Origin of the sequence: Thermanaeromonas sp. C210, assembly GCF_013167955.1 — a bacterium.
GTDB lineage: Bacteria > Bacillota > DSM-521 > Neomoorellales > Neomoorellaceae > UBA12545.
The window spans coordinates 799,330-824,779 of sequence record NZ_BLWF01000001.1 but is presented as its reverse complement, the minus strand read 5'-3'; the positions used below and the strand labels follow the sequence as shown (position 1 = coordinate 824,779).

At 58.3% G+C, this 25,450-nt stretch carries 21 protein-coding genes and 1 tRNA gene; 8 read left to right on the top strand and 14 right to left on the bottom strand.

Going from position 1 to position 25,450, the window contains the following annotated elements:
* Positions 1-12: 12 nt before the first annotated feature.
* Complete coding sequence (locus tag TAMC210_RS03940; protein WP_173297470.1) at positions 13-966, top strand: L-lactate dehydrogenase; 954 nt, start codon at positions 13-15, stop codon at positions 964-966.
* Between the two features lie 4 nt (positions 967-970).
* Here TAMC210_RS03940 and TAMC210_RS03935 read toward each other — a convergent pair whose 3' ends face one another.
* A complete protein-coding gene (locus TAMC210_RS03935) occupies positions 971-1,729 on the bottom strand; it encodes a helix-turn-helix domain-containing protein (RefSeq protein ID WP_173297469.1) in 759 nt (252 codons plus the stop codon).
* 323 nt (positions 1,730-2,052) lie between these two features.
* Between TAMC210_RS03935 and TAMC210_RS03930 the strand changes: the two genes are divergently transcribed.
* Positions 2,053-3,477, top strand: a complete 1,425-nt coding sequence (locus TAMC210_RS03930) for a glycosyltransferase (protein ID WP_173297468.1) — start codon at positions 2,053-2,055, stop codon at positions 3,475-3,477.
* A gap of 105 nt (positions 3,478-3,582) precedes the next feature.
* Positions 3,583-3,771 carry a ferredoxin gene (locus TAMC210_RS03925; RefSeq protein WP_173297467.1) on the top strand — a complete coding sequence of 63 codons (189 nt, stop codon included), beginning with the start codon at positions 3,583-3,585 and terminating at the stop codon, positions 3,769-3,771.
* Positions 3,772-3,816: 45 nt separating this feature from the next.
* Here the strand turns inward: TAMC210_RS03925 and TAMC210_RS03920 are convergent, their stop codons facing one another.
* The 4 genes from TAMC210_RS03920 to TAMC210_RS03905 all read right to left on the bottom strand — a co-directional run bounded on the left by TAMC210_RS03920 (position 3,817) and on the right by TAMC210_RS03905 (position 7,720).
* Positions 3,817-4,092 carry a DUF3243 domain-containing protein gene (locus TAMC210_RS03920; protein ID WP_254388489.1) on the bottom strand — a complete coding sequence of 92 codons (276 nt, stop codon included), beginning with the start codon at positions 4,090-4,092 and terminating at the stop codon, positions 3,817-3,819.
* An 85-nt stretch (positions 4,093-4,177) separates the two neighbouring features.
* Positions 4,178-4,750 carry a nitroreductase family protein gene (locus TAMC210_RS03915; RefSeq protein ID WP_173297466.1) on the bottom strand — a complete coding sequence of 191 codons (573 nt, stop codon included), beginning with the start codon at positions 4,748-4,750 and terminating at the stop codon, positions 4,178-4,180.
* An 87-nt stretch (positions 4,751-4,837) separates the two neighbouring features.
* On the bottom strand, positions 4,838-6,010 hold the full coding sequence (locus TAMC210_RS03910) for an amidase domain-containing protein (RefSeq protein WP_173297465.1): 1,173 nt from the start codon (positions 6,008-6,010) through the stop codon (positions 4,838-4,840).
* Between the two features lie 171 nt (positions 6,011-6,181).
* Positions 6,182-7,720, bottom strand: coding sequence for a PucR family transcriptional regulator (locus TAMC210_RS03905; protein ID WP_173297464.1), 1,539 nt, complete (start codon positions 7,718-7,720; stop codon positions 6,182-6,184).
* A gap of 249 nt (positions 7,721-7,969) precedes the next feature.
* Here TAMC210_RS03905 and TAMC210_RS03900 point away from each other — a divergent pair, with 249 nt between their 5' ends.
* From TAMC210_RS03900 to thiS, 3 genes are read left to right on the top strand one after another with little or no spacing between them, the layout of a single operon-like run.
* Positions 7,970-9,124 carry an iron-containing alcohol dehydrogenase gene (locus TAMC210_RS03900; RefSeq protein ID WP_173297463.1) on the top strand — a complete coding sequence of 385 codons (1,155 nt, stop codon included), beginning with the start codon at positions 7,970-7,972 and terminating at the stop codon, positions 9,122-9,124.
* A gap of 45 nt (positions 9,125-9,169) precedes the next feature.
* Entirely contained in the window at positions 9,170-10,873 is a 1,704-nt protein-coding gene (locus tag TAMC210_RS03895) for an aldehyde ferredoxin oxidoreductase C-terminal domain-containing protein (RefSeq protein WP_173297462.1), read from the top strand.
* Entirely contained in the window at positions 10,873-11,073 is a 201-nt protein-coding gene (gene thiS, locus TAMC210_RS03890; protein ID WP_173297461.1) for a sulfur carrier protein ThiS, read from the top strand. The genes TAMC210_RS03895 and thiS overlap by 1 nt, the downstream gene beginning before the upstream one ends.
* Positions 11,074-11,547: 474 nt before the next feature.
* Here the strand turns inward: thiS and TAMC210_RS13875 are convergent, their stop codons facing one another.
* From TAMC210_RS13875 to polA, 7 genes are all read right to left on the bottom strand, one after another.
* Positions 11,548-11,883: a YmaF family protein gene (locus TAMC210_RS13875; RefSeq protein ID WP_173297460.1), complete on the bottom strand. Its 336-nt coding sequence runs from the start codon at positions 11,881-11,883 to the stop codon at positions 11,548-11,550.
* A 549-nt stretch (positions 11,884-12,432) separates the two neighbouring features.
* Positions 12,433-12,517: transfer RNA gene (locus TAMC210_RS03880), tRNA-Leu, on the bottom strand.
* Between the two features lie 61 nt (positions 12,518-12,578).
* The gene (locus TAMC210_RS03875) at positions 12,579-13,619 is read right to left on the bottom strand and encodes a nicotinate phosphoribosyltransferase (protein WP_173297459.1); all 1,041 of its coding nucleotides are present in this window, start codon (positions 13,617-13,619) and stop codon (positions 12,579-12,581) included.
* A gap of 79 nt (positions 13,620-13,698) precedes the next feature.
* Complete coding sequence (locus TAMC210_RS03870) at positions 13,699-14,256, bottom strand: lytic transglycosylase domain-containing protein (RefSeq protein ID WP_254388488.1); 558 nt, start codon at positions 14,254-14,256, stop codon at positions 13,699-13,701.
* Positions 14,246-14,860, bottom strand: coding sequence for a dephospho-CoA kinase (gene coaE, locus TAMC210_RS03865; RefSeq protein ID WP_173297458.1), 615 nt, complete (start codon positions 14,858-14,860; stop codon positions 14,246-14,248). The genes TAMC210_RS03870 and coaE overlap by 11 nt, the downstream gene beginning before the upstream one ends.
* Positions 14,861-14,987: 127 nt before the next feature.
* On the bottom strand, positions 14,988-15,812 hold the full coding sequence (gene mutM / locus TAMC210_RS03860) for a bifunctional DNA-formamidopyrimidine glycosylase/DNA-(apurinic or apyrimidinic site) lyase (protein WP_173297457.1): 825 nt from the start codon (positions 15,810-15,812) through the stop codon (positions 14,988-14,990).
* Between the two features lie 24 nt (positions 15,813-15,836).
* Positions 15,837-18,488, bottom strand: coding sequence for a DNA polymerase I (polA, locus tag TAMC210_RS03855; protein ID WP_173297456.1), 2,652 nt, complete (start codon positions 18,486-18,488; stop codon positions 15,837-15,839).
* Positions 18,489-18,573: 85 nt separating this feature from the next.
* Here polA and TAMC210_RS03850 point away from each other — a divergent pair, with 85 nt between their 5' ends.
* The gene (locus TAMC210_RS03850) at positions 18,574-20,010 is read left to right on the top strand and encodes an RtcB family protein (RefSeq protein ID WP_254388487.1); all 1,437 of its coding nucleotides are present in this window, start codon (positions 18,574-18,576) and stop codon (positions 20,008-20,010) included.
* A gap of 79 nt (positions 20,011-20,089) precedes the next feature.
* Positions 20,090-20,251, top strand: coding sequence for a DUF1540 domain-containing protein (locus tag TAMC210_RS03845; RefSeq protein WP_173297455.1), 162 nt, complete (start codon positions 20,090-20,092; stop codon positions 20,249-20,251).
* Between the two features lie 322 nt (positions 20,252-20,573).
* Here TAMC210_RS03845 and TAMC210_RS03840 read toward each other — a convergent pair whose 3' ends face one another.
* Positions 20,574-22,670 carry a TPR domain-containing glycosyltransferase gene (locus TAMC210_RS03840; protein ID WP_217267236.1) on the bottom strand — a complete coding sequence of 699 codons (2,097 nt, stop codon included), beginning with the start codon at positions 22,668-22,670 and terminating at the stop codon, positions 20,574-20,576.
* Positions 22,671-23,306: 636 nt separating this feature from the next.
* Positions 23,307-24,728, bottom strand: coding sequence for an MBL fold metallo-hydrolase (locus tag TAMC210_RS03835; RefSeq protein ID WP_173297453.1), 1,422 nt, complete (start codon positions 24,726-24,728; stop codon positions 23,307-23,309).
* Positions 24,729-25,450: the final 722 nt, after the last annotated feature.

The following is a 25,450-nucleotide window of genomic DNA, read 5'->3' as shown; positions in this document are numbered from 1 at the left end:
GGGGGTGAGGGCATGCTCGAAGAGAGCACAGGTAAGGTAGCCATAATTGGCGCCGGCTTTGTCGGAACCAGCACCGCCTTTGCCCTCATCTTCAGCGGTGTAGTGGGGGAAATAGTGCTGGTAGACATTAACAAAGCCAAAGCCGAGGGAGAGGCCCTCGACTTGTCCCATGCAGCCACCCTCATTCGTCCGGTAAAAATCCGCGCCGGCGAGCCCAGGGATTGTGCCGGTTCCCGGGTCATCATCTTTACCGCCGGGGCCAACCAGCGGCCGGGGGAAACCCGCCTGGATTTAGTCCACCGCAACGCCGCCATCGTCCGGGAAGCCCTGCCGGAAATCTTAGAGCACTGTCCCCAGGCCGTCATCCTCATGGTCACCAATCCGGTGGATGTCCTGACCTACGTCGCCTGGAAGGTTTCCGGCCTTCCACCCTCCCGCGTGTTGGGATCCGGAACGGTGCTGGACAGCGCCCGCTTCCGCCACCTCCTAAGCCTGAAGTTAGGGATCGACCCCCGCAACATCCACGGCTACGTAATTGGTGAACACGGAGATACAGAGGTTCTCCTCTTCAGCCTCACCAACATTGCCGGGATAGGCCTGGACGAATTTCCCCTCCCTGAAACCTTGCAGGATCGCGACCTCTTCAAGGTAGAGATCAGCCACCAGGTGCGTGAAGCCGCCTACGAAATTATCCGGCGCAAAGGATATACCTCCTACGGCGTAGCCCTGGCGTTAACCCGCATAACCGAGGCTATCCTGCACAACGAGAAGCGGGTCCTCACCGTTTCCAGCGTCATCAAAGATCTCTACGGCCTCCAGGAGGAAGTAGCTGTAAGCCTCCCGTGCATCATAGGCCGGGAGGGGCGCCTGGGTGTTCTGCCCTTACCCCTGGCCCCGGGAGAGCGGCTGGCCCTTCAACATTCAGCCGATACCCTGCGCCGGGTCATCGAAGAGTTGAAGCTCTAGAGAATTAATGGCTGCGCTTGTAGAGCTGGATGAAGTTGAGGATAAACCTCAACTCCTTTTCGGTACAATTGCAAACCATACGCAAAATGGACTGGACTTTGGGATCCATGAGCAGGCAGCGCACCTCGGCGCTCATCTGGTGTAAAATTTCTTCCACTCCGGTATCGTCGGCAATAAAATAACAAGGAGAAATCCCCAGGACGGCGCCCAACTTTTCCAGGGTTTTGAGGGATGGCTGGACTTTCCCCTGCTCTATCTGCCCCACCAGGCCGGCCGAAACGCCCGCCGCCTTGGCCAGTTCGGCCTGAGTCAACCCCTGTTCCTCCCTGGCCAGCCTCAGTTTCTGGCCCAGGGTTTCCCCCTGACCCCAGAGCACGCTTAAAGGTACCTTTAACCCTTCGGCCAGCCTTTTAATGGTGTCCAACGCCGGGTACACGTTGCCGCGCTCGATTTCGCTCAGGTAGGAAGGGGATATGTTCACCTTAGAGGCAAACTGCGTCAGGGAAAGCCCTGCCTTTTCCCGCAGAAGGCGGAGCCGCTGGCCTAAATCCAGACCCCGGGGGTGGTCGGCCTCCACCAGCTGTTCCCGGGGAACGTTTAAAGCCCCTGCTATCCGCTCCAAGGTTTTCAGGGAGGGCTTCTTGGTCCCCCGTTCGATTTCACTCAGGTAGGAAACGGAGAGCTCCGCCCTCCGCGCCAGGTCCTGAAGGGAGTAACCCCGCTCTTCCCTTAGCTGCCTTATCTTGGGACCGCATACCCGCATTTCGCTGTTTACCACCTGTCTTGGGGGCAAAGCCATAGTATTTTCAAACACAGTATAGATATTAACGGCATGTCTTGTCAACATTTAAGCCCTTTTCTTTTTTTCCTCCGGCCTCCCCGGTGGGGCCGGAATGTGATGGTTCAGCACAAGGGCCTCACGGAACAAGATACCGAGGAACTCCGAGATTGCCGGGGTACAGGAGGATACAATCAACCCAGAAAGGGAAAACTGGCCCAGGAGAAAAATTGAGGAATTGGTAATAAGCCCGGCGGGTGTTATAATTTATAGGGATTGAATAATACCCAGAAAATGGGGGAGAAAAAATGGATTGGGAAACTGGGCTAGAATGGGCGCAGATCCTTTACTTAGTCGGCGTTGGCTTCTATCTGCTTTTCTTCGGCTTGTTCGTGAGGTATTTTTTCTGGCGGTGGCATGCTAACAAACACTTCTGGAACAAGAGGCCTCAGCTCAGCGTGGCCAAGGTGGAAGCCCTGGCCCGGGAAAAGGGTTTGGAGGTACCCTTCATTTCCATCCTGGTCCCGGCCCGCAACGAGGCCGAAGTAATCGCCAACACCATCGAACATTTAGCTTCTCTGGAATATCCTAAAGACCGGTACGAAATTATCGTCATCACCGATGAAAAAGAACTCCTCGCCCGGCAGGAGGCCGGCACCGATGAACCCACGACCCAGGACGTGGTGGAGGCTAAAATCAGGGAGTTCTCCGGACGCGCCCATGTGCCCCGCTTGAAGCACTGCACGGTGCCCTACGATTTCGACGGGCGCTACCGCGGGTTTTGCGTAGGGCGATCCGTCCCTTCTACTAAAGGCCGGGCCCTCAACTACGGCCTGTCCGCAGTGGATGAGCGGACGGTAATCTGCGGTTTTTACGACGCAGAAAGCCACCCGGAAGAAAAAGTGCTCCTCTACATAGCGTGGTCTTACCTGCAGGATCCCCGGGAAAGGATCTGGCAGGGGCCGGTCTTCCAGGTGCGCAACTTCTTCCAGCTCGGGTTTATAACCAAGGTGGCGGCCCTCTACCAGGCTATCTCCCACAAGTGGTACATGCCTATTTTGATGAAGCGCCTCCCCTTCGTCGGGGGTACCAATCTCTTCGTAGGCCGCCGCCTCCTGGAGCGCATCGGAGGTTACGACCACCGGGCCCTGACCGAAGACCTGGAGCTGGGAGTGCGGGCTTACCTGGAAACCGGGGTCTGGGCCGAGTACTTCCCTTTCTACAGTACCGAGCAGACCCCTTCCACCTTCTACGCCTTTTACCGCCAGCGCCTGCGGTGGGGAAGCGGCCACCTGCAGGTCTGCGACAAGTTCCGCCTGGCCTACCACTATGACTGGGAGAGGCGGGGGCCCCTGTTGTACAATCTCTTCTGGAAGGGCCAGGGAGAATGGACCCTTTACCAGAGCGCGGTCATGATTCCCCTGATCTTCTTGTATCTGGGAATCAACGGCTACCTCGATGCTTCGGTTCTTCCCTTTGCGGTCCGCAAAGGACTGCAGTGCATTGTTCTTGTCTATTACGCCTTTACCTTTTGCGTCTTTTTCCACTTCCGGCGGCTCATGGCGCCCGTGCCTTGGTACGAGCAAATCCTGGGAGCCCTGCAGCTTTTGGCCCTGCCCATTGCGAGCTTTTTCTTGCCGCTTCCCTACACTGCGGCGTCCGTCATGAAACTGCTCAACCGTCAGCCCCAGGTGTGGGTAAAGACTCCCCGCACCAAGGAAGCGACTCATTAGGTCAGCATAGAACGAGCATAGAAGGGGTAGGAGTATGAAAACCCTGGGAGCCGCAAAAAATAGCTAATGCTTTTGGAAACTATATATGGTGGGAGGTAGGAGAGGATGAAAGTTTACGTCGACCAGGATCTTTGCATTGCCTGCGGAGCGTGTATCGACCTCTGCCCGGCAGTTTTTGACTGGAATGATGAGGGTCTTTCCCACGCCATCGTCAATGAAGTGCCCGAAGATGCCGAGGATTGCGCCCGGGAAGCCATCGAATCCTGCCCCAGCGAGGCCATCAAAGAACTCTAAGAGCAAGCACACGGAGAGGGGAGCCCGACGGCTCCCCTCTCCCCTTCACATAAGCTTATTCTCCCGCCGCCCGTCGCTCACCATTTGCGTAATAACCTCGGCCAGAACACGCCTCTGGCCCTCATCAGCCGCATCCCATAGCTCTTTGAGCACCCTTTGCTCCCGGTTAGCGGGGTCTACCTTATCGGCCAGAAAGTTCCCTATCCGGTAGGCGATGTTGCCCATAGTATCTTCGTTAATGCCCATCATACTTCCCACATTTATGGCTGCTGCCAGAGTATCCTTCCACTTCTGCCAGCCCATCTCCGCCACTTCGACCATGGAAGCACATTACCCCCCTTCTGCGCAGGCTCTCTCTTACCATTATTCCCCGCCCTGAAGGGGGTTATGTGCCTCGAGTTCGACCCTAGAAGCCGATCCACTGGATTTTCCCTTGCTGGTCCTTCCGCGGTGGAGGAGCCGGTTCCTCGTCCGGGTAGCCGAGGGGAGTGATGGCTACAATCTCCTTATCATCAGGGATTTCCAGAATGCGCCTGATTTCCTTTTCGTTGCGTAAAGGCCCGGTCATCCAGCAGGTGCCCAGCCCTTCGGCCGTGGCGGCCAACAGCAGGTAGGCAAAGGCCGCCGAGACGCTTTCCAGGTTCATCTTCCTGACGGACGGATCCCCATAGGCCGGCGTCAAGGCCACAATGGCCACCGGCGCCCCGCCCAGGGTCTTGGCCCACCGGATGAAGTTCTCCTGGGCCGGTGAACGCTGGCCGGCCGGGGGAAAGCCGAATTCCGTTATCCGGCCGTAGCTGGCGGCAAGCTCGTCTTTTTTAGGACCTGTTATTACCATGAACTCCCACGGCTGCCAGTTCAGGCCCGAAGGCGCCCACATGGCCTCTTCTAAGAGGCGGGCTATCGTTTCCCGGGGCACCATATCCGGTTTATACTTCCGTATGCTACGGCGTCTGCGTATTGCTTCGTATAGCTCCATAAGCTGACCCTCCCGTCTTTTTAGCACCTATAAGTATTTTTCCCCTTCAGGGAATAAAAGTCAAGGAAATCATTGGTTCACAATACGCTAATAGGTAATATGAAGGAGCCAGTAGCGGTGCTCCCGCTCCCAGCCCATATCCCAGGGAACATGGTAGCGGTCGGCCGTATGGCTGTTCACCACCACGTACCCCTGGGCGTTCCGCCCTACTACCACCGAAACGTGGACTATCTCCCCATCCTCTTCGTAGCCTATCACGTCGCCGGGCTGCAGCAGGTCGACTGCTTCCCACACTTCTTCCAGGTCGCCGCGCCCGACGAGGGCGGCCAACCCGGCGCCGGTTAAGTGGTGGACCAGGGCCTCGGCCTGGACCCAGGCTGCCGTTCCTTCTCCCCGGCTGTAGAACCAGTTCCAGTCCGTTGGGAGGCCCCCGGCCTTCTTATCCGTCAAAACCTGGGAGACGAAGTTGGCGCAGTCGCCCCCCTCATAGGTGAAATCCTTGTAGGCCGGATTATACCGCCCGTCGCCGGGACCCATCCGCACGCCGCTGTAGCGCTCCGCGTAGCGCACGGCGGCCTCCCGGTTATATTGCCCGCGGCTGCTGTCCGGGGTGACCGGGTCCGGCGGCCGGGCCGTCTCGGCTCCCCCTGCGGGACGGGGAGCAATGTCTGGGGTCAGAGACTCGTTCTCAAAGGGGTCCCAGTACCAGTCCTTCTGGATCAGCCACCGGTTGTTCTTCTCCACCAGCTCTACCCAGTGAATGGTCCGCAAGCCCATCTCGCTCACCACAGCCTGACCGGTGTTCCGCGGCCGATACTGGAGAATGAGGTGCTGGGCCACCGAAGCCCAGGCATGCTGATCGTCCTTAAACCCGGCGTCTACTATGTTAAGGTGCAGCAGCTTCCCTGCCACTTCCAGGTCGCGCTTGCCCAGCCAACCCTGGACATACCGGCTGCGGCCGATTTCGTGGTTTAAGGCCCAGCGCCCGGTAGTCTCGGAAGTATCGTAGAATTTCTCCAGGCCGCCGGTGTCGCCCTCCACCAGGGCCTGCACCCGGAACTTAAAGATATCTTCCAGCTCCCGGCGGACCGCGGTAATGTCCCTGAGGGTTTCCCCTTCCTCCACCCGTTCGGCGGCCGTGGTTAAAATGCGTCCCACCCGGGACTTGCTCGCCGCCAAAAACAAAATAGCCAACACGAACAGGAACAAACCGCAGCCCACCAGGGCCACCCGACCCGCCCGGATTCGGAAAACCAACACCGCTGCCCCTCCGGCCCTTAAATGGCTCCTGCCTTCATATATATTTGGCGGGGGGCAGAAATATTTGTGCAACTTAGCCTTCCCCTGGCCGGTACCGTTTATTAGCCTGCACCGGCAGCCCTTAAGGTGAACGCGGCCGGGGAAACAGGCCCTCCCGGGCTTGGAGATCAGTCAGGAGCGCGGCGTCCCGCCCTGAAGGGGAATCCTTGTGGCGGAATTAAGAAAGGTATCGATCCTGAAGGAGTCCATGAGAGAACGAACCACCTTAGGATCATTGAGGTCCAGCCCTGTGAGCTGCTGGATCCGTTTAATCCTATAAATCAGAGAATTTCTGTGTATGAACAGCGCTTTCGCCGCGGCGCACTGGTTTAAGTTGCACTCCAGATAGGCCCGCAGGGTGCTGTACAGATCTGTATTGTTGTCCCTGTCGTACTCGCGCAACACCCGTAAGGCCGGATGGCAGAAATGTTCCAGCGGAACCCCTCCGGCGTAGTTGTTCAAAAGGTCATAGTAGTAAAAATCGCTGTAGTCCAGGACCTGCCCGGTCAGGCCGAAGCGGTGCGCCAGCTTGATAGTTGCCACCGCCTGATTGAAATGCCTCTTGAATTCTGCAATATCGGAGAAAGGCCAGCTTATGCCTATATCTACCTCTTCGTTCTTGGCCAGCATAATAAGCTCTTCCCTCTGGGCAGCGGAAACAGAGGGGACCACAATCCCTATATAGCTTTTGTAAACCACGGCATGCCCTTCGGGAAAGATGCGCTTGAGCTGCAGGGTGAAAGTGTGCTTCAAATAGCGGTTCTCGGGAATGCGAAGGAAACGGGCAACTACCACGCGCATTTCCGGTGGAAACCTGAGTCCCGCGGCCTCAATGTACTCCAGGGTGTTGGAAATGTTCTCGTCGTCCAGGAGGTTGTATAAGATGGCACCGTAGGCAGAATGGTACGACTGTTCGTAGGAAGAATCCCGGTTTAAGACGGCAAAGAGGAGTTTCCCGATCAGGGGAAGTAGCCGGAGGTGAAGGTTCCCCACCGGAGTGTGGTGGACGATCATGACCAGGGCGCCTATGACGTGGTCCTCGTGGGTAACCCGCGCCACGAGCTTCGGCTGCCGGTCTACGGGCAGGGTTATCAACCGCGTTTCGTTACCGTATCGGCTCCATTCCCTCATGTCCCGGCTGGAGCGCACCCTTTGCACAAACTCGTAGGAGCAGTACCCTCTCCTTACGTTTTCCGCCCAGAGGGGGTCTACGATCTCGTAGTTTGTCGCATAGGCCAGCACTCTCTGACCCGCATCCACCAAAATCAGGGCGTTCCCAAGGAAGGCGGCGGCAGCGTTAATGATGTGCTCCACGTTCTTTTCCCGGGCGGCCATCTGCGCCAGCTCAAAGAAAACGGCCTCTTTACGCAGGTCCCCGCAAATCAAGTCCTTCGCCGCATTGAACAAACTGCACATATCGTCGGCCCTAATGCGGGCGCAACTGCTTCCCCCGGGAAGGGGTGGCGGGTCCCCCACCGAAAGCAACATAATAGGCCGATCCGGCGGATTCTTCAACCCCCCACAGCTCCCCACATAGAGCACATATTCATTCCACTGCTTTTCCTCCCCGTCCAGGAGGCGAATATCCGTAACGGACCGGGCCTCTCCCTCCACCACCGGCTCTATTTCGTATCTCTCCCGCAGCTTCTCTATCAGTTCCCGGTAAAGCACCTCTACCCCTTCCCCCGGTTTTTCCCCTTCTTATCCGCCCTGTCGCCACGACGCGGTTACTGAAATAAGTATACTATCTGCCACGTGGTACGTGCAATGCGATTAGCACAACTTGCACAAATATGCCCGCCCTTTTTTGTCAAGGGTGAATATATTCCGACAGGCAACCGTTATGATATCCTACATAACGGACAAATATATATTACTGCCTGTGATTTCCGAATTCTACAAAGGGGAGGCTGCATAATAATGATCACCTCATTTAACATCTTTGTTCCCGTCCTCATGGGCAGCGGCGCATCCCTGCGTACCGGCCTGAAGGTCCGCGAATTGGGATGCCGGAAAGTCCTCGTAGTGTACGACAAGGGTATTGAGGCCGCCGGCATCGCGGGCACTATTGTAGAGAATATTCAAAATGCCGGCCTGGAAACCGTCTGCTTTGACGGCGTACTTCCCGATCCCCCCGATACCATGGTGGAGCAGGCCGCCGAAATGGCGCGGCGCGAACAGATAGACGGCATCGTGGCCGTGGGGGGTGGAAGTTCTATGGACACGGCCAAGGCCATTAACGTGCTGATGAACAACGAGCCTCCCATCATGAGGTATTTCGGCGTTCAAAAGAACTTGAAGCCAGGCGTACCCATGGTTTTCATTCCCACTACCGCCGGCACGGGTAGCGAGGTTACCCACATGTGTGTCATCTCCTGCACCTCCCTGGGGAAAAAGGACAGTGTAGTCAGCCCGGTCTGTCTGGGTTCGCTGGCCATCCTAGACCCGGACCTCACCCTGGGCCTGCCCCCGAAGATGACCGCGGCAACCGGCGTAGACGCCCTGGCCCATGCCGTGGAATCCATGACCGGCGGCCAGGCCAATCCCCTTTCCGACGCCCTGGCACGGGAAGCCATAAGGTTGATCGCCAAATGGCTCCCTATAGCCTACCGTGACGGTTCCAACCTCGAGGCCAGGGAGAATATGCTGCTGGCCTCCATGTTCGCGGGCATGGCCTTCACCAACGCCCTGGTCCACCTCGGTCATTCTATAGCCCACACCCTGGGCGCCAGCTTTCACCTTCCCCACGGCGTTGCCTGCGGGGTAGCCCTGCCCGAGGTAATAGAATATGCCGCCAAGACGGAATACAAGAAGGTGCGGATGATCTGCGAGTGCCTGGGAGCAGAGGTCGAAGAAAATGCCTCCCCGGAGGAAATCGGAGCCGTTGCCCGCGATGCCCTGCGGGCCCTCATTAAATCGGTAGACATCCCCAATCTGCAGCAGCTCGGCATTCCCCTGGAGGATGTGTTGGGGGTGGCGCCCATGGTAGTGGCCGACACCGGCTTTGCCCTGGTGCCCTACCGCATCACCGCGGCCAAGGTGGCCGAGATGCTGCGGTCAGCATACAGCGCCTAAAGAACCCCCAGTTATCTCCAACCAAGAACAGAGGAGGTCAAGGCCATGTGGTCTAAACTCGTTGTAAACATGAAAAACCTTACTGTAGAAAAAGAGCCCCTGGAGGAACAGTACCGGGAGCTGGGAGGAAGGGCCCTAATTGCCCAGTACTTGATGAAAAACGTACCTCCCCAGTGCGATCCATTGGGTAGCGAAAACCAGCTTATTTTCTGCACCACCCTATTTGCCGGAACGCCCTTAACTACCGCCCACCGGATGTCCGTAGGGGGAAAAAGCCCTCTAACCGGGGGCATTAAAGAGAGCAACGTGGGCGGCTATGCTGCGAGTCTCCTGGCGGATCATGGCCTGAAAATGATCGTGGTGAAAGACATCCCCGCCCGGGACGGCCTGTGGATCTTGCACATCAACGACCAGGGGGAAAGTGAGCTCCTGGACGCCGGGAGCTACAGGGGCCTCAACAATTACGAGTTTATCGGAAAAATGCGAGAAAGATTCGGCAGCGACATCGCTACCATATCCATAGGCAGTGCCGGAGAGCGCCTCTACCGATCCGCCTCCATCCAGGTTTCCGAATTCCAGACGGGGCATCCCAGCCGGGCGGCGGCCCGCGGGGGCCTGGGGGCGCTGATGGGCAGCAAGGGCCTCAAGGCCATCGTTATCGAGAAGCCCCGGGAAAAGTACAAGGTTGCCTATGCCGACGAGGCCAGGTTCCACGAGGCCTGCCGGAAATTGAACCGCATGATTGCCGAGGGCGCCAAAAACGACCCCTTCCACGACATCGGCACCATTGCTACTATTGAAGTAACCGGAGCCAACGGCATACTGCCCGTCGACAACTTCTCAGGCCGGCTCTTCCGGGATTATCAAAAGGTCGGGGCCAACGCCTTCATGACCAACCTGGCTTCTCGCGGCGGCCGGAACAAGCGTCCCTGCCAGCCCGGTTGCGTGGTCCAGTGCTCCAACATATACAACGACAAGGACGGCAGTTATCTCACTTCCGCCTTCGAATACGAGACCATAGCCCTCTTCGGCCCGAACCTCCACATTGCCGATCTGGACGCCATTGCACGTATGGACCGGATCTGCGACGACATGGGAGTGGACACCATCGAAACCGCCAATGCCGTGGCCATGTGCATGGAGGCCGGCAAAATAAAATGGGGGGATGCGGAGGCCGTCCTCGCCCTGCTGCAGGAAATGGTAGACGGGACGGACTTCGGCCGGCTCCTGGGCGACGGCTGCGAGGCGGTGGGCAAGAACCTGGGTGTCAAGCGCATCCCCGTAGTCAAGCACCAAGCCATGGCGGCGTATGATCCGCGCAATACCAAGGGTACAGGCATCACCTATGCTACGAGCCCCATGGGAGCGGACCACACCGCCGGGCTGACCATGGGCCGTGCCTTCGACGACTGCGGCCGGGCCGCCCAGGCCCATGCCTCCAACAAGCTGCAGGTGGCCATAGCCTTTGCCGACAGCATGATGTGTATTTTTGCCTTCGCCCATGCCGTTGCCGGGTTGCCCCTCCTGGCCGAGCTCATGGCCGCCCTGTACGGCGGCGAGGCCGATATCTCCCGGGTAACGACCCTCGGGGTAAAAACCCTGCTGACCGAAAGGGCCTTCAACAAGATGGCCGGGATGACCAGGGAGGACGACCGGCTTCCCGACTTCTTCTACCACGAGCGCTCCGTGGCCACCGGTTCCCAGTTCGACATCAACGACTACGAACTGGAGGTGCTCTTCGACTTCTAATGGTCACCGTCAACGGCAAGGAGATAGATTTCAAAGGCGGTATGACCGTAGCCGACGTCCTGCGTGCCGCCGGCGAAACCCCCAATGCCTGGACCCTGGTGGTAGTAGACGGGAAAGTGATTTCTCCGGACCTCCTTTCGCAGACACCGGTAGCCGACGGGGCCGAGATCAGACTGCTGCCACTCCTTTCCGGAGGATGAGCCCTCTACCGGCGCCACCAGGGGCCAAACCTGCTCTCCGCGACGCCGGAGGTGAGGCGTAGTTCTCCGCGAGTACTCGGTCCAGTGTGCTCTAGCCCACGAGGCATTAACCAACCTTGCGGTTAAAAGGGGATGGTACCACCCCTATCTAACACGGACGAACAAGTATCCCAGGCTTTTAAACAATCGAGATGGGTACTTAACCTTGAAGCATGACTTCAATATAAGGCCCAAGACAGTGTACTCAACCCGTGAAAACGTACAGTGACAAAAAAGCCCCCTGTGGTAGGATAAGAACTACACCAGGGGGTTTTAACTTGCCAAAACGTACTAACCCATATAATGAAAAACGGTGCCAGTTCGCGTAAGTTTAAGCTACCCTGCGCCAGGGCTTTTCCCCCCTGTCTGTTGCACGGGGTTCACTTCAATCCTGCGGTCCCCCGCAAGCCCGGGGGCGTAGGTTCTAAAGATTAGCTATTCCTTCGATGGTACCACATAGCCCATAACTCTATGGCGATGTCCATTGACTTCGTTTGTTTCAAAGTCCACATAATGGGTATGCGGGTTCCCAGGTAAATTAATGGCCGGACCGGTAGTAGCGCAGTAAGAATGCGTGTGCTCGCGGTCAAAAGTTGTAATACCCCATAAAGTGTGGATATGGCTGCCATCCTTCGGCAGGGGTAAACCAGTCACTCCGGGGTGCAAGTGGGCATGGCCGAGAGCGCAGCTGGTCTTGCCACTGTGGTCGTGAACGTGCTTATGATAATCGAATTGGCCAAGAAAAGTTACAATCTCAGTATTACTCCGCATCGTCTCTTCCTCCTTTTATTTTTCTTACAATATAAAGTATGGAAAGACGATAGTATTTGTTAGCAGGTACCGCCCTATTGCACCGGCTCAATCATCTCGGGCTTTACCACATAATTTTAGGCGATAACACTCACACTTCTCCGCCTGCTTCATACAATACAGTAAGAAATGGGATAGGAGGGTCTTTATGTTTGGTGGAAAATTCTTTGACGGCAAATTTGCTTTTATACTGTTCCTAATCCTCATCCTGCTGTTCTTTGGGGATCACTAAAATCTGTTCAAAACTTCCTTTAGCCCCCCGTTTCGAGGGGGCTGTTCTTGTGTGTGATAAGCAAAAAAAGCCCCCGGAGCCGGTTAGATTCGGGGGCTTCTCTTATCACTCCTTATTATGTTTGTACCCGCAATCCGGTCAATACACCCTCCACCCGGCGACCTCCAATCTGGAACCTCACGAAGCTAGAAGATTCGTCGAGACATATGTAAAAAAATAACCCTCTACCCGGATAGGGTAGAGGCAGAATTCCAGCTTTCGCTGGATAAGCATAACGTTGGTGTCGGAGGCGGGACTTGAACCCGCACGGGATTACCCATACGCCCCTCAAACGTACGCGTCTGCCAGTTCCGCCACTCCGACCCGTTTTCTACTTCTGGTTACATTATATGCAAAGGCGCCGGCCGTGTCAAGGATAAAGACGTCAAGGATAAAGACGCTGTAGCTTGGGATTAGGAATAATGCCGGGAAGGCGGCCCCGCTTGGCCACCGGGCGGCCGGCCACTTCCTTCAGGTCCATGGTCATATCAATGGGCGGAGCGCCCGAGATATAGCTACCCACCCCGAAGGCATCGGCGCCGGCCTCGGCCAGGAGGCGGACTTTTTCCGGGGTCAGGCCCCCGGATACTAAAATGCGCACATGGTGGAAACCGGCCTGGTCCAGCCTCGTCCGGACTTCCCTCACCAGCTCCGGGGTTACACCCCCGCGCTCGCTGGGAGTATCCAGCCGTACCCCGTCCAGGGCCTCCCCCAAAGCCCCGGCCACCCGCAGGGCCTCTTCCGCCTCGTCTTTAAAAGTATCCACCAGGATGGTCCTCTTGGCGTCCGGAGGCATCAGCCGGTGGTAGGCTGCGGCCCCCTCCACCGTATCCCCGATGATGAGGAACAGAGCGTGGGGTACCGTCCCCTGAGGCTCAATGCCGGCTATCTTGGCCGCCAGGATGCAGCTCGCCCCCGCGGCGCCGCCTATGAGGGCTGCCCTCTCCATAACCGGCGCCACCGCCGGGTGAACATGCCTCGCTCCAAAGCAGATGAAGGGTTTATCCCCCGCCGCTTCCTTAATCTCCCTGGCCGCCGTGGCCCAGCCGCTGGAGCTGGCCAAAAACCCCAGGATGGTGGTCTCAAAAAGTCCGAACTCGCCGTAAGGGCCGTGGATGCGCATGACCACTTCTTTGGCCTCAAAAGGGGTTCCCTCCGGCAGGCCCCATATTTCGACCTTCTTCCCCCGCAAAAGATTGAGGACTTCCGGTACGCCCGCCATAATGCCCGGCCGCCGGGGGAAAATCTCGGCCGTCACCTCGATATGTAAAAGCCCCAAATCCTTAAGGATTTCATAAGTGCGCACAAAGTAAATATCGGTGGTGGCCCCGCTGATGATCTCGTCATGTTGGGCCGAGAAAAAGGTCCTGTCCGCCTCCACGGATAATTGGCGGACCTGTTCCAAGGAAGTCAGGTCCCGGGCCAAAGTAAATCACGCTCCCTTCTCTATTATTCTCCCTCCAGCGGCAAATACCTTTCAAAGGCTTTCCCAGGGCCCAAAGATTTCACCGGCCCGGCTCAGGATAAAGGAATCGATAAATCCGGTAGTCGCGCAGCACCTGCCGGACGAACTCCCGCGTCTCCGGGAAGGGGATTTTATCCAGGGACGCGCTCCTGCCGTCCCACACTCCCCGGCCGAGCCAGTCCTCCACGTTCTGGCTGCCGCCGTTGTAAGCCGCCAGGGCCGCCGGCAGGCTGCCCCGGAATTCCCTTATAAGGTAGGCCAGATACCACGTCCCCAGCCGCAAATTATACTCCGGCTCGAACAGCCGCTCCGGATCGAATTCCTCCCGGAGGCGTCCCGCCACCCAGCGGGCCGTCTCGGGCATGATCTGCATTAATCCCCGGGCTCCGGTAAGGGATTCGGCCAGGGGATAAAACTTACTCTCCGTCCGCACGACGGCCAGCACGAGCAGCGGGTCGAGGCCGTTCTGCCCGGCGTAATGCAGTATACTTGAGCGGTAGGGGAAGGGATACACCAGCCGGGCCGTCGGCTTGGCGAGCAGGGCGGCCACCACCGCCAGCAACAGCAGGAAAATCCAACCGCGCCCTTTAACCCTCACCCTTGTTCCGCTCCCACAGCTGCTGCCAGAGGGCCCTTACCTCCTGCACAGTCGCAGCCAAATCCTTACCCGTATCTATGACCCGTGACGCGAACCTGAGTCGCTCTTCCTCAGGCCACTGGGCCTTTATGCGCCGCCGGGCCTCCTCCCGGGAAAGGTTGTCCCGCTCCATGAGTCTTTTTAACCGCACCTCTTCCGGTGCTGTCACCACCCAGACTTCATCCACCGTCCGCTCCATTCCCGCCTCCAGCAAAAGGGCCGCCTCTACCACTACCACTCCTGCCGGATCCTCCCGGCGGCACGCCTCCAGCCGCCGGGCTATTTCCTCCTTAATACGGGGGTGGGTAATGGCGTTGAGTTTCTCCCGGGCCTCCGGGTCCTGGAAAACGAGACTGCCTAGGGCCCGGCGGTCAACGGTACCGTCGGGCCGCAAATATTCTTCCCCGAAGACAGACTTGATTTCTTCCCAGGCGGGCTTGCCGGGTTCTACTACTTCCCGGGCTATCTTATCCGCATCTATCACCCTGGCCCCCAGAGAGGCCAGGATGCCTGCCACGGTGCTCTTACCCGAGGCAATGCCTCCGGTTAAACCTATGACCTTCACCCTGATGCACCTTCCACCTCATAACGCCGCCCTTAACACAACGTCCCCCGGCACCCGGCAGGCCCTCTTTGCATCCCGGCCGGCGCCAAGGCCCTCTTTCTCCCCGGCCCTGCCGCCGGGCATCGCCCTAACCCTGGCACCGGCGGCAAAAATGGGTACCCCGGCCGCCGACGACCAGGCGCTCAACAGGCCCGCCACAGCGGGGGCACGGTTGGCCCGCCCTCCCGTAAACCGCCAGGTACTCCTGGTGGCATCCCCGCTTCCCGTCGCCGTCAATGTAGTCGCGTATGCTGGTGCCGCCGTGGCAGATCCCGTCCTCCAGCACCTTCCGGATGGCCCGGTGCAAGCGGGCCACCTCCCCAACCGTAAGGGTGCAGGAAGGCCTTAAGGGGTGAATCCCGGCTTCAAACAGAGCCTCGTCGCAATATATGTTGCCCAGCCCGGCAAGGCAGTGCTGGTCCAGAAGGACCTCCTTCACACACCGCCGGCGGCCGGCCAGCAACCCTTTAAGCCCTTCCGGTGTGAACTCCGGGCTTAAAGGTTCTACGCCCAGGCGGTCCAGCCCGGCCAGGGTGAAAACCCCTGGTACGGGTCCCAGGTAGCACCTTCCGAAGCGCCGCGGGTCCGCATAGCGCACCTGCAGGCCGCCGTCCAGGGTCAAAAGCACGTGGGTATGGGGCTCCAGGGGCACCCCGGGGGACGACACGGTAAGGCGGCCGGTCATACCCAGGTGCCAAACCAGGGCATGACCCCCGTCCACCTGCCAGAGGAGGTACTTTCCCCGGCGCCCGATATCCAAGATCCTTTTTTCCGGCAAAAGGGAACAAAATTCCTCCGGGGAAGGGGAGCACACCACCGCCGGGTTTAGCACCTCGACCCCCTCTATCACCCGGCCCTCGACCTTCGGCTTTAGGGTCCGTTTAATAGTTTCTACTTCCGGCAATTCCGGCATTACTGTTCCACCCTTTAAGGAATCTCACGGAAGATGAAGGGGTTTAAGGTCGTACCAGTTGGGGCCGTACTTGAGGTCCACCTTCAGTGGCACCTCCAGGGGCACCGCATTTTCCATCTCTTCTTTGACCAGGGCGCCCACCAGTTCCAGTTCTCCTTCCGGTACATCGAAGATGAGCTCGTCGTGGACCTGGAGGATCATCTCCGTCTTAAGAGCCCTTTCCTCCAGCCGACGAAAAATACCCACCATGGCCACTTTGATAATGTCGGCGGCCGAGCCCTGGATGGGGGTATTCCTGGCCGTGCGCTCCCCAAAACTGCGTATATTATGATTGGGGCTGAAAAGGTCGGGAAGGTAGCGGCGCCGGCCCAGGAGGGTGGTAACGTAACCCGTCTCCCTCGCTTCCCTCACCGCCTCCTCCAGGTAGGCCTTGACCTTCGGGTAGCGCCGGAAATAGCGCTCGATGTAGTCATGGGCTTCCCGCCGGCTAATGCCCAGGTCCCGCGACAGGCCGTAGTCGCTGATGCCGTATATTATCCCGAAGTTCACCGCCTTGGCTGCACGCCGCATTTCCGGCGTTACCTCCTCCAGGGAGACGCCGAAGACCTCCGCGGCCGTCCGGGCATGGATATCCTCCCCTAAAAGGAAGGCCTCCCTCAACTTTTCATCCCCGGAAAGGTGGGCCATGATCCGCAGCTCGATTTGGGAGTAGTCCGCCGCAAGGAGGACCCGGCCGGCCTCCCGGGGCACGAAGGCCCTGCGCAGCCGCCTTCCCAGCTCCAGCCGCACCGGTATGTTCTGTAGGTTGGGCTCGCTACTGGAAAGGCGGCCCGTGGCCGTAACCGTCTGGTTGAAGCTCGTATGCAGCCTCCCGGTGCGCGGATTGATCAGGGGCTTCAGGCCGTCTATATAGGTGGACTTAAGCTTCATAATCTGGCGGTATTCCACCAGGCGGGCGGCAATCTCGTGCTTGGCGGCCAGCTCTTCCAGCACCTCCGCGTCGGTGGAAAAGCCGGTCTTGGTCTTCTTAACCGGCGGCAGGCCAAGCTTCTCAAACAGGATGGCGGCCAGCTGCCGCGGGGAATTGATGTTGAACTCCTCCCCGGCCAGGCGGTATATCTCCTCCGTAAGCTCCTGCAGGGCCCTATCGAACTCTTCTCCCATAACGTCCAGGGTAAGGCGGTCCACCGCCACCCCGCTCCTCTCCATGGCGGCCAGAACCCGGCTTAAGGGGAGCTCCACCTCTCTGTAGAGCTTTTCCATGGCGGCCAGGCGCACCTTTTCCGCTAGCACCCGGTGGAGCCTTAGCACCCCATAGGCGCGGCCCGCAACACTAAGTAAGGGCTCGTCCCGGTCCTCCACCAGGGCCACGTCCAGGTGTTCCAGGCAGAGGGCGGGCAGGTCGTGGCGGGAGGCCGTGGGATCCAGAAGATAACCCGCTATCATGGTATCGCCCGCCGGGTCGGCCACCCGCGCCCCGGACTCGGCCAGCCACAGCATGGCCGCCTTGGCATCGTGAAACAGCAGTCCTTCCCTGCCCGCCGCCAGGGGCTCCAGGGCCGCCGCCACGGCGCGACGGGGCCACCCGCCTGGCAGCACGGCCGTCTGCCCCTCCCAGGCCAGGGCCAGGGCCGCCAGGTCGGCCTCCATGTAGTTGGGGGAAGTATATTCCAGTTCCAGGGCCACTTCGCCCCGGCCGGCCAGGTCCCGCACCAGCCCCTCAAGCTGCCCGATCCCTTCCAGCACCAGGGGGCGGGGCGCCTCCAGGCCCCTCACCTCCACCCGCCCCTCCTCTTTCTTGAGCTCCTCCATTTCCTTGAGCACGCCCCTCAAGAGGCTGTTGAACTGGAGCTCCTTGAACAAGGCGAGCAGAGCCTCGTAGTCCGGCCTCCTCCTCCGGCAGTACTCCAGGTCCAGCTCTACCGGCGCACGGCAGTCGATGGCGGCGAGCCTTTTGGCCAGGCGGGCCTGGTCGGCGTGGGCCTGCAGGTTTTCCGCCATCTTCCGCCGTTTTATCTCGCCCGCCCGGGCCAGCACGGTTTCCAGGTCTCCGAACTGCTGCACAAGCTGCACGGCCGTCTTTTCGCCGATCCCTGGGACGCCCGGAATGTTGTCCGAGGCGTCCCCCATCAGGGCTTTAACATCGATGAGCTGGGGGGGCTCCAGCCCGTACTGGGCCCTCACCGCCAGCAGATCATAAACCTCCACCTGGGATATGCCCCGGCGCATGAGCATGACCTTGGTTTTTTCACTAACGAGTTGCAGGGCATCCCGATCTCCTGTTAAAATTAGACAGGCCAGACCCTTGTTCTCCGCCTGGCGGGCCAGGGTGCCAATGAGGTCGTCGGCCTCAAATCCCTCGCACTCATAAGTAGCGATCCGCCAGGCCTGGAGGAGTTTCTTAATCAGCGCAAACTGGGGCCGCAGTTCCACCGCCGTTTCCGGCCGGTGACCCTTATAGGTGGCCAGGAGCTCCGTCCGGAAGGTCACCCTGCCGTGGTCAAAGGCCACGGCCACGTAATCCGGCCCGGCTTCTTCCAGGGCCTTCTGCAGCATAAGGGTGAAGCCGTATACGGCGTTGGTAAACGCCCCTGCGCTGTTGCTCAAAAGGGGGAGGGCGTGAAAGGCGCGGTGGGCTACGCTATTACCGTCCACCAAAAGCAGTTTTCCCCGCATATGACTGCTCCTTCAGCGTTCTGGCTTTATCCATTGTACCCTATTCCGCCCACTTCCAGCAATGTTTCCGGGAGGGTAACTTCTTATGGAACTGAACCTCGAACCCTGCGGCAAGAACCGCTACCGCCTGCGGCCCTCGGGGGACATGCGGGCGGAAGTGCTGGTTTTCTTAAGTCCCAGCCTCCGGCAGCAGTTCGACGAAACAGAGGCCCTAAAACAGCTGGCCGATGCCGCCACCCTAGAAGGGGTGGTTTCCCCGGTCATCGGCATGCCGGACATCCACACCGGCTTCGGGCTACCCATCGGCGGAGTCATGGCCACCGACGCCGGGTCCGGGGTGGTGTCCGCCGGCGCGGTGGGCATGGACATCAACTGCGGCGTGCGCCTCTTGAGAACCCGCCTGGAAGCCGCGGCCTTGAGTGAGAGCCGCCTGGAAAAGCTGCTGGCCGCCATAGAGAAACGCGTGCCCGCGGGCGTGGGCCGGGCCAGCCTGTTCCGCGAATTCAGGGAGGCCGACCTGGAGGCCGTCTGCACCGGGGGTGCCGCCTACTTCATCCGCAAGGGATACGGCCTGCCGGGAGATGAAGGGGCCATAGAGGCCGGAGGCGCCCTGCCGGGCGCGAGCCTGAAGGCCGTCAGCCGCGAGGCCAGGGAGCGCTCCGACCAGCTGGCCACCATAGGGGGCGGCAATCATTTTATCGAGATAGGCAGGGTAGAGAAAGTCTTCTGGCCCGAAGGGGCGGGCATCATGGGCCTTGAGGAGGGTAAGGTGACCGTCCTCATCCACACCGGCAGCCGGGGCTTCGGCCACCAGATCTGCACCGACTATTCGGACCGGATGGCCCGGGCGGCGGCCAAATACAGCCTGCGCCTGCCCAGCAAGGGGCTGGCGGCCGCGCCCATCAGTTCCACCGAGGGCCGGGATTACCTGGCGGCCATGGCCTGCGCCGCCAACTTCGCCTTTGCCAACCGCCAGCTCATCACCTTCCTGGTGCGGGAGGCCTTTGAGGAGGTATTAAAGCTCCCCCTGGAAGAGATGGGCCTGGAACTGGTTTACGACGTGGCCCACAACATTGCCAAGTTCGAAGAGCACGGGGGCCGGGAGCTCCTGGTGCACCGCAAAGGGGCCACCAGGGCCCTGCCCGTCGGCCACCCGGAGGTCCCGGCCCGCTACCGCGGGATAGGCCAGCCGGCCATCATCCCCGGCAGCATGGGCACCGCCTCCTACGTGGTGGTGGGGACCGACCGCATAGCCGAAACCTTCCACTCCGTAAACCACGGCGCCGGCCGGGTCATGTCCCGCAAAAAAGCACGGACCTCCCTGTCCGTCGAGGAGTTGCGCGCCTCCATGGAAGGGGTGCTCCTCAGGGCAAAGAAACTCCGCTCCCTCCTGGACGAGGCACCCCTGGCCTACAAGGACATCGACGAAGTGGTGGGGACCCTGGTGGACGCCGGCCTTACCCGCCCTGTGGTCCGGCTTAAACCCCTGGCCGTCATCAAGGGAGAAGGCGACGAGGCTTAAACCTGGCAGAAAGCCCATCTTTTTGCATAATTTGCCTTCCAAGGGGCACCCTATCCTCCAGCAGAGGAGGTGAAAGCCCTTGCCCCGCATTAAGTGCTCCGTAACCCAGTGCCTCTACCACCAGGACGATGAATGCAGGGCTTCCAGCATCTTCGTGCGCCCCAAAGACCCGGACTACATGACGGCCGACGCCGACGACACCGCCTGCGCAACGTTCGTACCCAAACATAATGCCTCCTAGCGGCGCCGGCTTTTTTACCGGCGGCAGAGCTTTTTCGGACAAAAACTTTAAGACCTTCCGGTTTTCGGGTACCGGGCAACGCCGGGGTTAGTACCCGGTACCCGAAAATTTTGACCGGGGCCCTTGAATCCCGGGCACTAAATAAAAAGCTGCCGGCTAAAGCGGCAACGGACATAACTTATATCACTCCCAGTCACTTATTCCCTTTCCATAATTCCATAGGCGTGCACCCGTTTAGCAATACGCAAGGCTTTCCTGGCATCGTTTTCGTTAGGCCAGCCTTCAGGGGGGCCCACCTACCAGGCCGAACCCCAAACCGCATTCACCTCTTCGCTATGCAAGCGGCTGCTTGAGCCAACTCTAAGAACTGTGCAGCCTCTTTGTTGCCGGGATCTAACATGAGCACCCGGGTAAAGGCGTTCTTTGCATCTTCCCACCGCTCTACTTTGATCATCAGCAGACCCACTCGCATCAAGAGTTCATGGTCTTCGGGATTCATGCGGAATCCCTCAAAGTAACATTCCCCGGCTCTCTCCCAATCCTCCAGGCCAAAAAGAGAGTTTCCTTTCACTAAGTAAAACTCGCTCTGAAGTGACTTTGGGAGAGACCCCGGTTCCAAGAAACTCAAAAGAGCAAGCGCCTCCTCAAACTGCCCGAGGGCGTTGAGGCAGCGTGCCGCAAGGAGAGCAGAACGCGGGTTCTGGTCCAGGGAGCCGCCATCAACAAAAGGCCTCAACACTTCGAGGGCCTCTTCCACCTTTCCGCGAAGAACTAGAACCTGGGCGAGGTTGGTGGCTGCCGCCGCATGCGCAGGGTCTTCGGCCAGCACTGTGCGGAAAATCTCTTCCGCTTCATCAAGTCTAGTTTGGGCCAGAGCAATGCAGCCGCGCTCGTTCCTGACGTCCGGCAGGTCTGATACATTCCGAAGTGCTTCTTCAGCCTCCTTCAGCCGTCCCAAGCCCCTCAAAGCCCGCGCTTTGAGGACAAGGGCAGCCGTGCTATCTGGCTCGTTCTCAAGGACTTTCTGCGACGCCTCCAAGGCGACCGTCCACTCCCCGGCCTCCGCGGCTTTGCCCGCCAGGCGCAGCCACAATCGGCCCTCCAGGGCAGGCGCAAGCCGCGTCCCCGCAACATGCTCCCGTGCCGCTTCTAACTCTCCCTGGGCCAAGAGCACTTCCAGGTACTCGAGATGGGGTTCGAGGGCATCCGGGAGATAGTCAACGCCCCGGCGGGCCCACTTAAGGGCCTCGCGGAGCTTTCCCTGCAAGCGCTTTACCCGAGCAAGACCCATAAGGGCAAAGACATTCGCGAAGTCTCCTTCAAGGACTTGCTTGTACTCCTGCTCGGCCTCTGCATACCTCTTACCCTTTTCCAGGAGGGACGCTGCGGCTAGGCGAGCGCGCCACAGTTTGATGGAAGTATCCGTCTGGTTAAATATCTGATACAGGCTGGCCGGAGGATCGGGCAGGGAAGCAGCCGTGCGGTAAGCCCCAATGGCTTCCTCAACACGGCCCAAGGCTTCAAGGACCTGCCCTCTGGTAAAGTGGCACTCGGGCAGAGGGGCTTCGCAGGCCTTCTCGGCATACTCGAGGGCGAGTTCCCTCTTCCCGCAGGCCAGGGCCGCCCGCGCCGCATGCCAGAAGGCAGAAGGACGCTTCTCGACGGCCCCCGGCGTCTCGAGCTTTAGGTAATGCTCGAGGGCCTCTAACGCCTCCGCCGCCTGCCCGCTGCCAAGAAGGGATAGACCGTAGTTGTACCAGTCAAAGGGAGACTCCCTTTCTGCCGTGACTTGCCTCAGGATTTCAAGGTTACGAGAACGTTTCTGCTTCTTTCCCATTACACCCGGCAGATAACCGTAGTGCACAACGTAAGGGCCGCCCACGAGCTCGCGCGGGAGCGAAGTGACCAGTTGCTCGTGAATCTCCCCCACATACCGGGCGTCGGGAGCTCGCCAGAAAAGCCTTATGTTCGCCTGGTCGGTAAAGTGCGCCAGGAACTCATTGTGGTAATTATAAGTACGGAGGTAGTATACCTTCGGCTCCCCACGCTCGGCCAAACGCCGCAGGCAGGCTCCTGCCGCGGGGGTCAGATACTCATCGGCGTCCAGGGTGAGGACCCAACCCTCCCGTATCTCCTCAAGGTACGCGTTGCGCGCCGCGGCGAAGTCTACGTTCCACTCGTGGCGCAGGAGGCGTGCCCCATAGCTTGCGGCAACCTCGGCCGTACGGTCCTGGGAGCCGGTGTCGACCAGCACAATGTCGTCGACAAAGGGAAGGGCCTGCTCCAGGCACCCGGCAAGGAACGCCTCCTCATCTTTGACGATCATCGCCAGTGTGATCTTCTGTGCTCCTTTGGGGGTGCGGAGTTCCTCCTCCGGTGTAGGCCAGGGCCTCCCGCAGCGCACTAAACTACAGTTCACCTCAGCAAGGGCCCTTGTAAGACTCTCTTCGAAAAACCTGTTACCGAGGTGAGTGGGGAGAACCCCCACAGGTACTTCTCCGGGAAGGCAGGCCCCGAGGGCCCCGTAAAACTTCACCATACCCTCTTCCCGGACTCGCTCCCAGTGTGACCAGAAGAGCGGTTGATGCCCGTCCCACTCGGCGGCCTCCCGTAAGAAAAGGCGCAGGAAGCGGCGCGGCCCCCAGTAAAAAACCTTGTCCTCATTAGCGACTGCAGAGACAAGTTGATTGAAATGGAACGCCGCGTTAGCCCACCATACAGTGCGCCCCGAACCGGTACCGTCAGGAAATAACGGAAATATAATCTCACTTTCCCCCAGGCCCGCCTCCCGGATAATTTTTCTTCCTTCTTTCTCAGTACCGTCAAGAAGAAGGAAACGGCCTCTAACGTTTTTCACCCGCACTTATCTCACCTCCTGCCCGGCCCGGTTTGCCATACGCAAACCCAAACTTTTTAACTCGCAACTAACCGGCAGGCTTGCGAAATATCACTGCACATCAGAACAAAGTTATTTCTCAAATGAACCAACCATTTCCACTCCAGACCCACCTATTAAAATTCGAGTTAGAGGCGAGTTTGCTGGGGCCTATGTCTTCTAAAAGGTGAACACAACAACGTAGTCCGTGTCCTGCGGAGTGTTAGTACACGTGTCACAGCTAACGTTGCCGGAAGTGGTACCGCCAACCCATACGAAACTCCTTCCTGCAGAAGTGATATCAGCAATGACCTCCCAATGAGGAGGGTAGCCGCCCCTTCTTCTCTCGGCCGACGCCACCCAAAACTTTGCCGACCCCATGTCCTCCAGAATCTGTCTATCCCAATTCCTTCTTGAACCGTGATGAGGCAAAAGGCAGACCATGGTAGCATTCAGCCTGTCGCCAAAGTGCTGGCGGAATTGGTTGTACATTCCCCCATCTTTAACCAACTGCCGATAGTTCAAGTCCCCAAGGAGAAACTGCCCTAACTTATTTTCCCAACCAAGTAGCTTTAGGAAAGCGCACCAGGTGTCCTGCGGGCAACATTCTACAAGCGTTTTGTATAAACTTCCATGGATACCACCATAGTCCAAGCAGTGCCCTGCTTCCATCGCTGATATATTTTCCATCAGTGGGGCGTGCCAAAGGAGCAATGAGGTGAAATTTAAATTTTCTCCTTTTGGTAATAACTTGCTGTAGCGCTTCCTCAGCTTCTGCAAAAGAAATGGATCAGAAAGAAGTGCCAAGGCAGTATCTCCACGTTGCCCGAGAACTAACCTAACACTAGGCTGCTTTGCTACCCACTCCCTAAAGCAGGCAATCTCATTCTCAGACATAGGAACGCAGTAAAGGACAAACTCCCACAGCACCGGTCCTCTGACTTCATTGGAGTTCGGAGTAGGTACACCAATCCACAGCCGTCCGTCCGTACGATAATCTTTCCAGGAACTATCCTCTTCGGAAAGAATACTCCTTTCCATGGTCTCGTCCAATGGCTCTAAGCCCTTTAAGTAAACATGGTATCCGGGCAAACCCTCAATGTTTACGGGGTCATATTGAAGAGGACGTCCCGTCCGACCGGAACCTCTACTAGTTAATAGAATCACTTTCTTGACACCCTGCTCCATTAGAAAACCTACGGGGTCATATAACAAGTCCAAGTACCAACGTGAGGACTGGTAAATGCCTTGAGGTAATACCAAGGCAAGTAGTAATCTCTCCCACGGAGATAGGTACGGTAGGAAAGCATAATCCACCCTCACTCCTGCCTTAAGAAGCCCTTCCAAGCCTGAAACATGGTCATAATGGAGATGAGAAATGAAAAGAAAAGGTAGCACCTTTACTCTTCTGTCCTGTTCCGCTACTTCAGGAAGATGCTTTCGCACAAACTTTTTAGCCTTCGCAAAAATCTTACGCTGTGAACTGCTTCCGCAGTCGTAGACAAAACTGAAGTCGCCGATTTTGCCGGTGTAGAAAAGCCCGTGCCCTACTCCATGAAAACAAAACTCGCATACAATACACTCTTCAGGTAACAGCGCCACCCCTTTTTCTGAAAAGGTTCATTAGGGACACTCAATGCTGCCCAAAGGAATAGAAAAAACGTCATCGGTTCCAGGGCTCTCACGGTCTTTTCAGCTTTTCGGCCTAGGAGCCCTAGCATCACCTGCAGCTGCAGGTTGGTCCGGGCTAACACGGTTGTGGCGGCCTGCCGCAAATATTCGCTTGGTGAACTCCTTCGTCTCCACCGCCTATAAACTTCCCTATGCGATACGCGGTGCTGCAGAAGTTTTCGAAGGCGGTACCGAGGTCATTTATGGCGAGTTCCCCGTTCGGTTAAGGGCGCAGTTTAGTACACCGGATGCTCCTCGCCTTTCCTCCCTGGCAATGTTTTAGCTTTCCGATAAGGCCTTCATTTGCTATTATCGACCAAGGTCCTACGGACTTAAGTCCCACTTGGTAAAGGAAGAGGGGCCACGTAAATTTCATCACCTAAATCCACAGCAAAACGCTTGGGGACCGGCTGCTTTCCCCATGCGCTGACCGGCAAGTCCCCCCTGGGAAATGTACATCGCGGGACCGGATTTAAATTCCACTTAACGAGACCTAGTCCGCGATTCCTTTATTTTCCTCCGTTCCCACTCCGTCGTTGTACCCTATTTCACATGTGAGTAGGATTTAACCCTTCCGCCAGGCCATTAGCTCATAGTCAGAGACAGGGATGTGGTTCTTCTGCGAAGTCGCTCCGATAACTGTGGGGAGTATT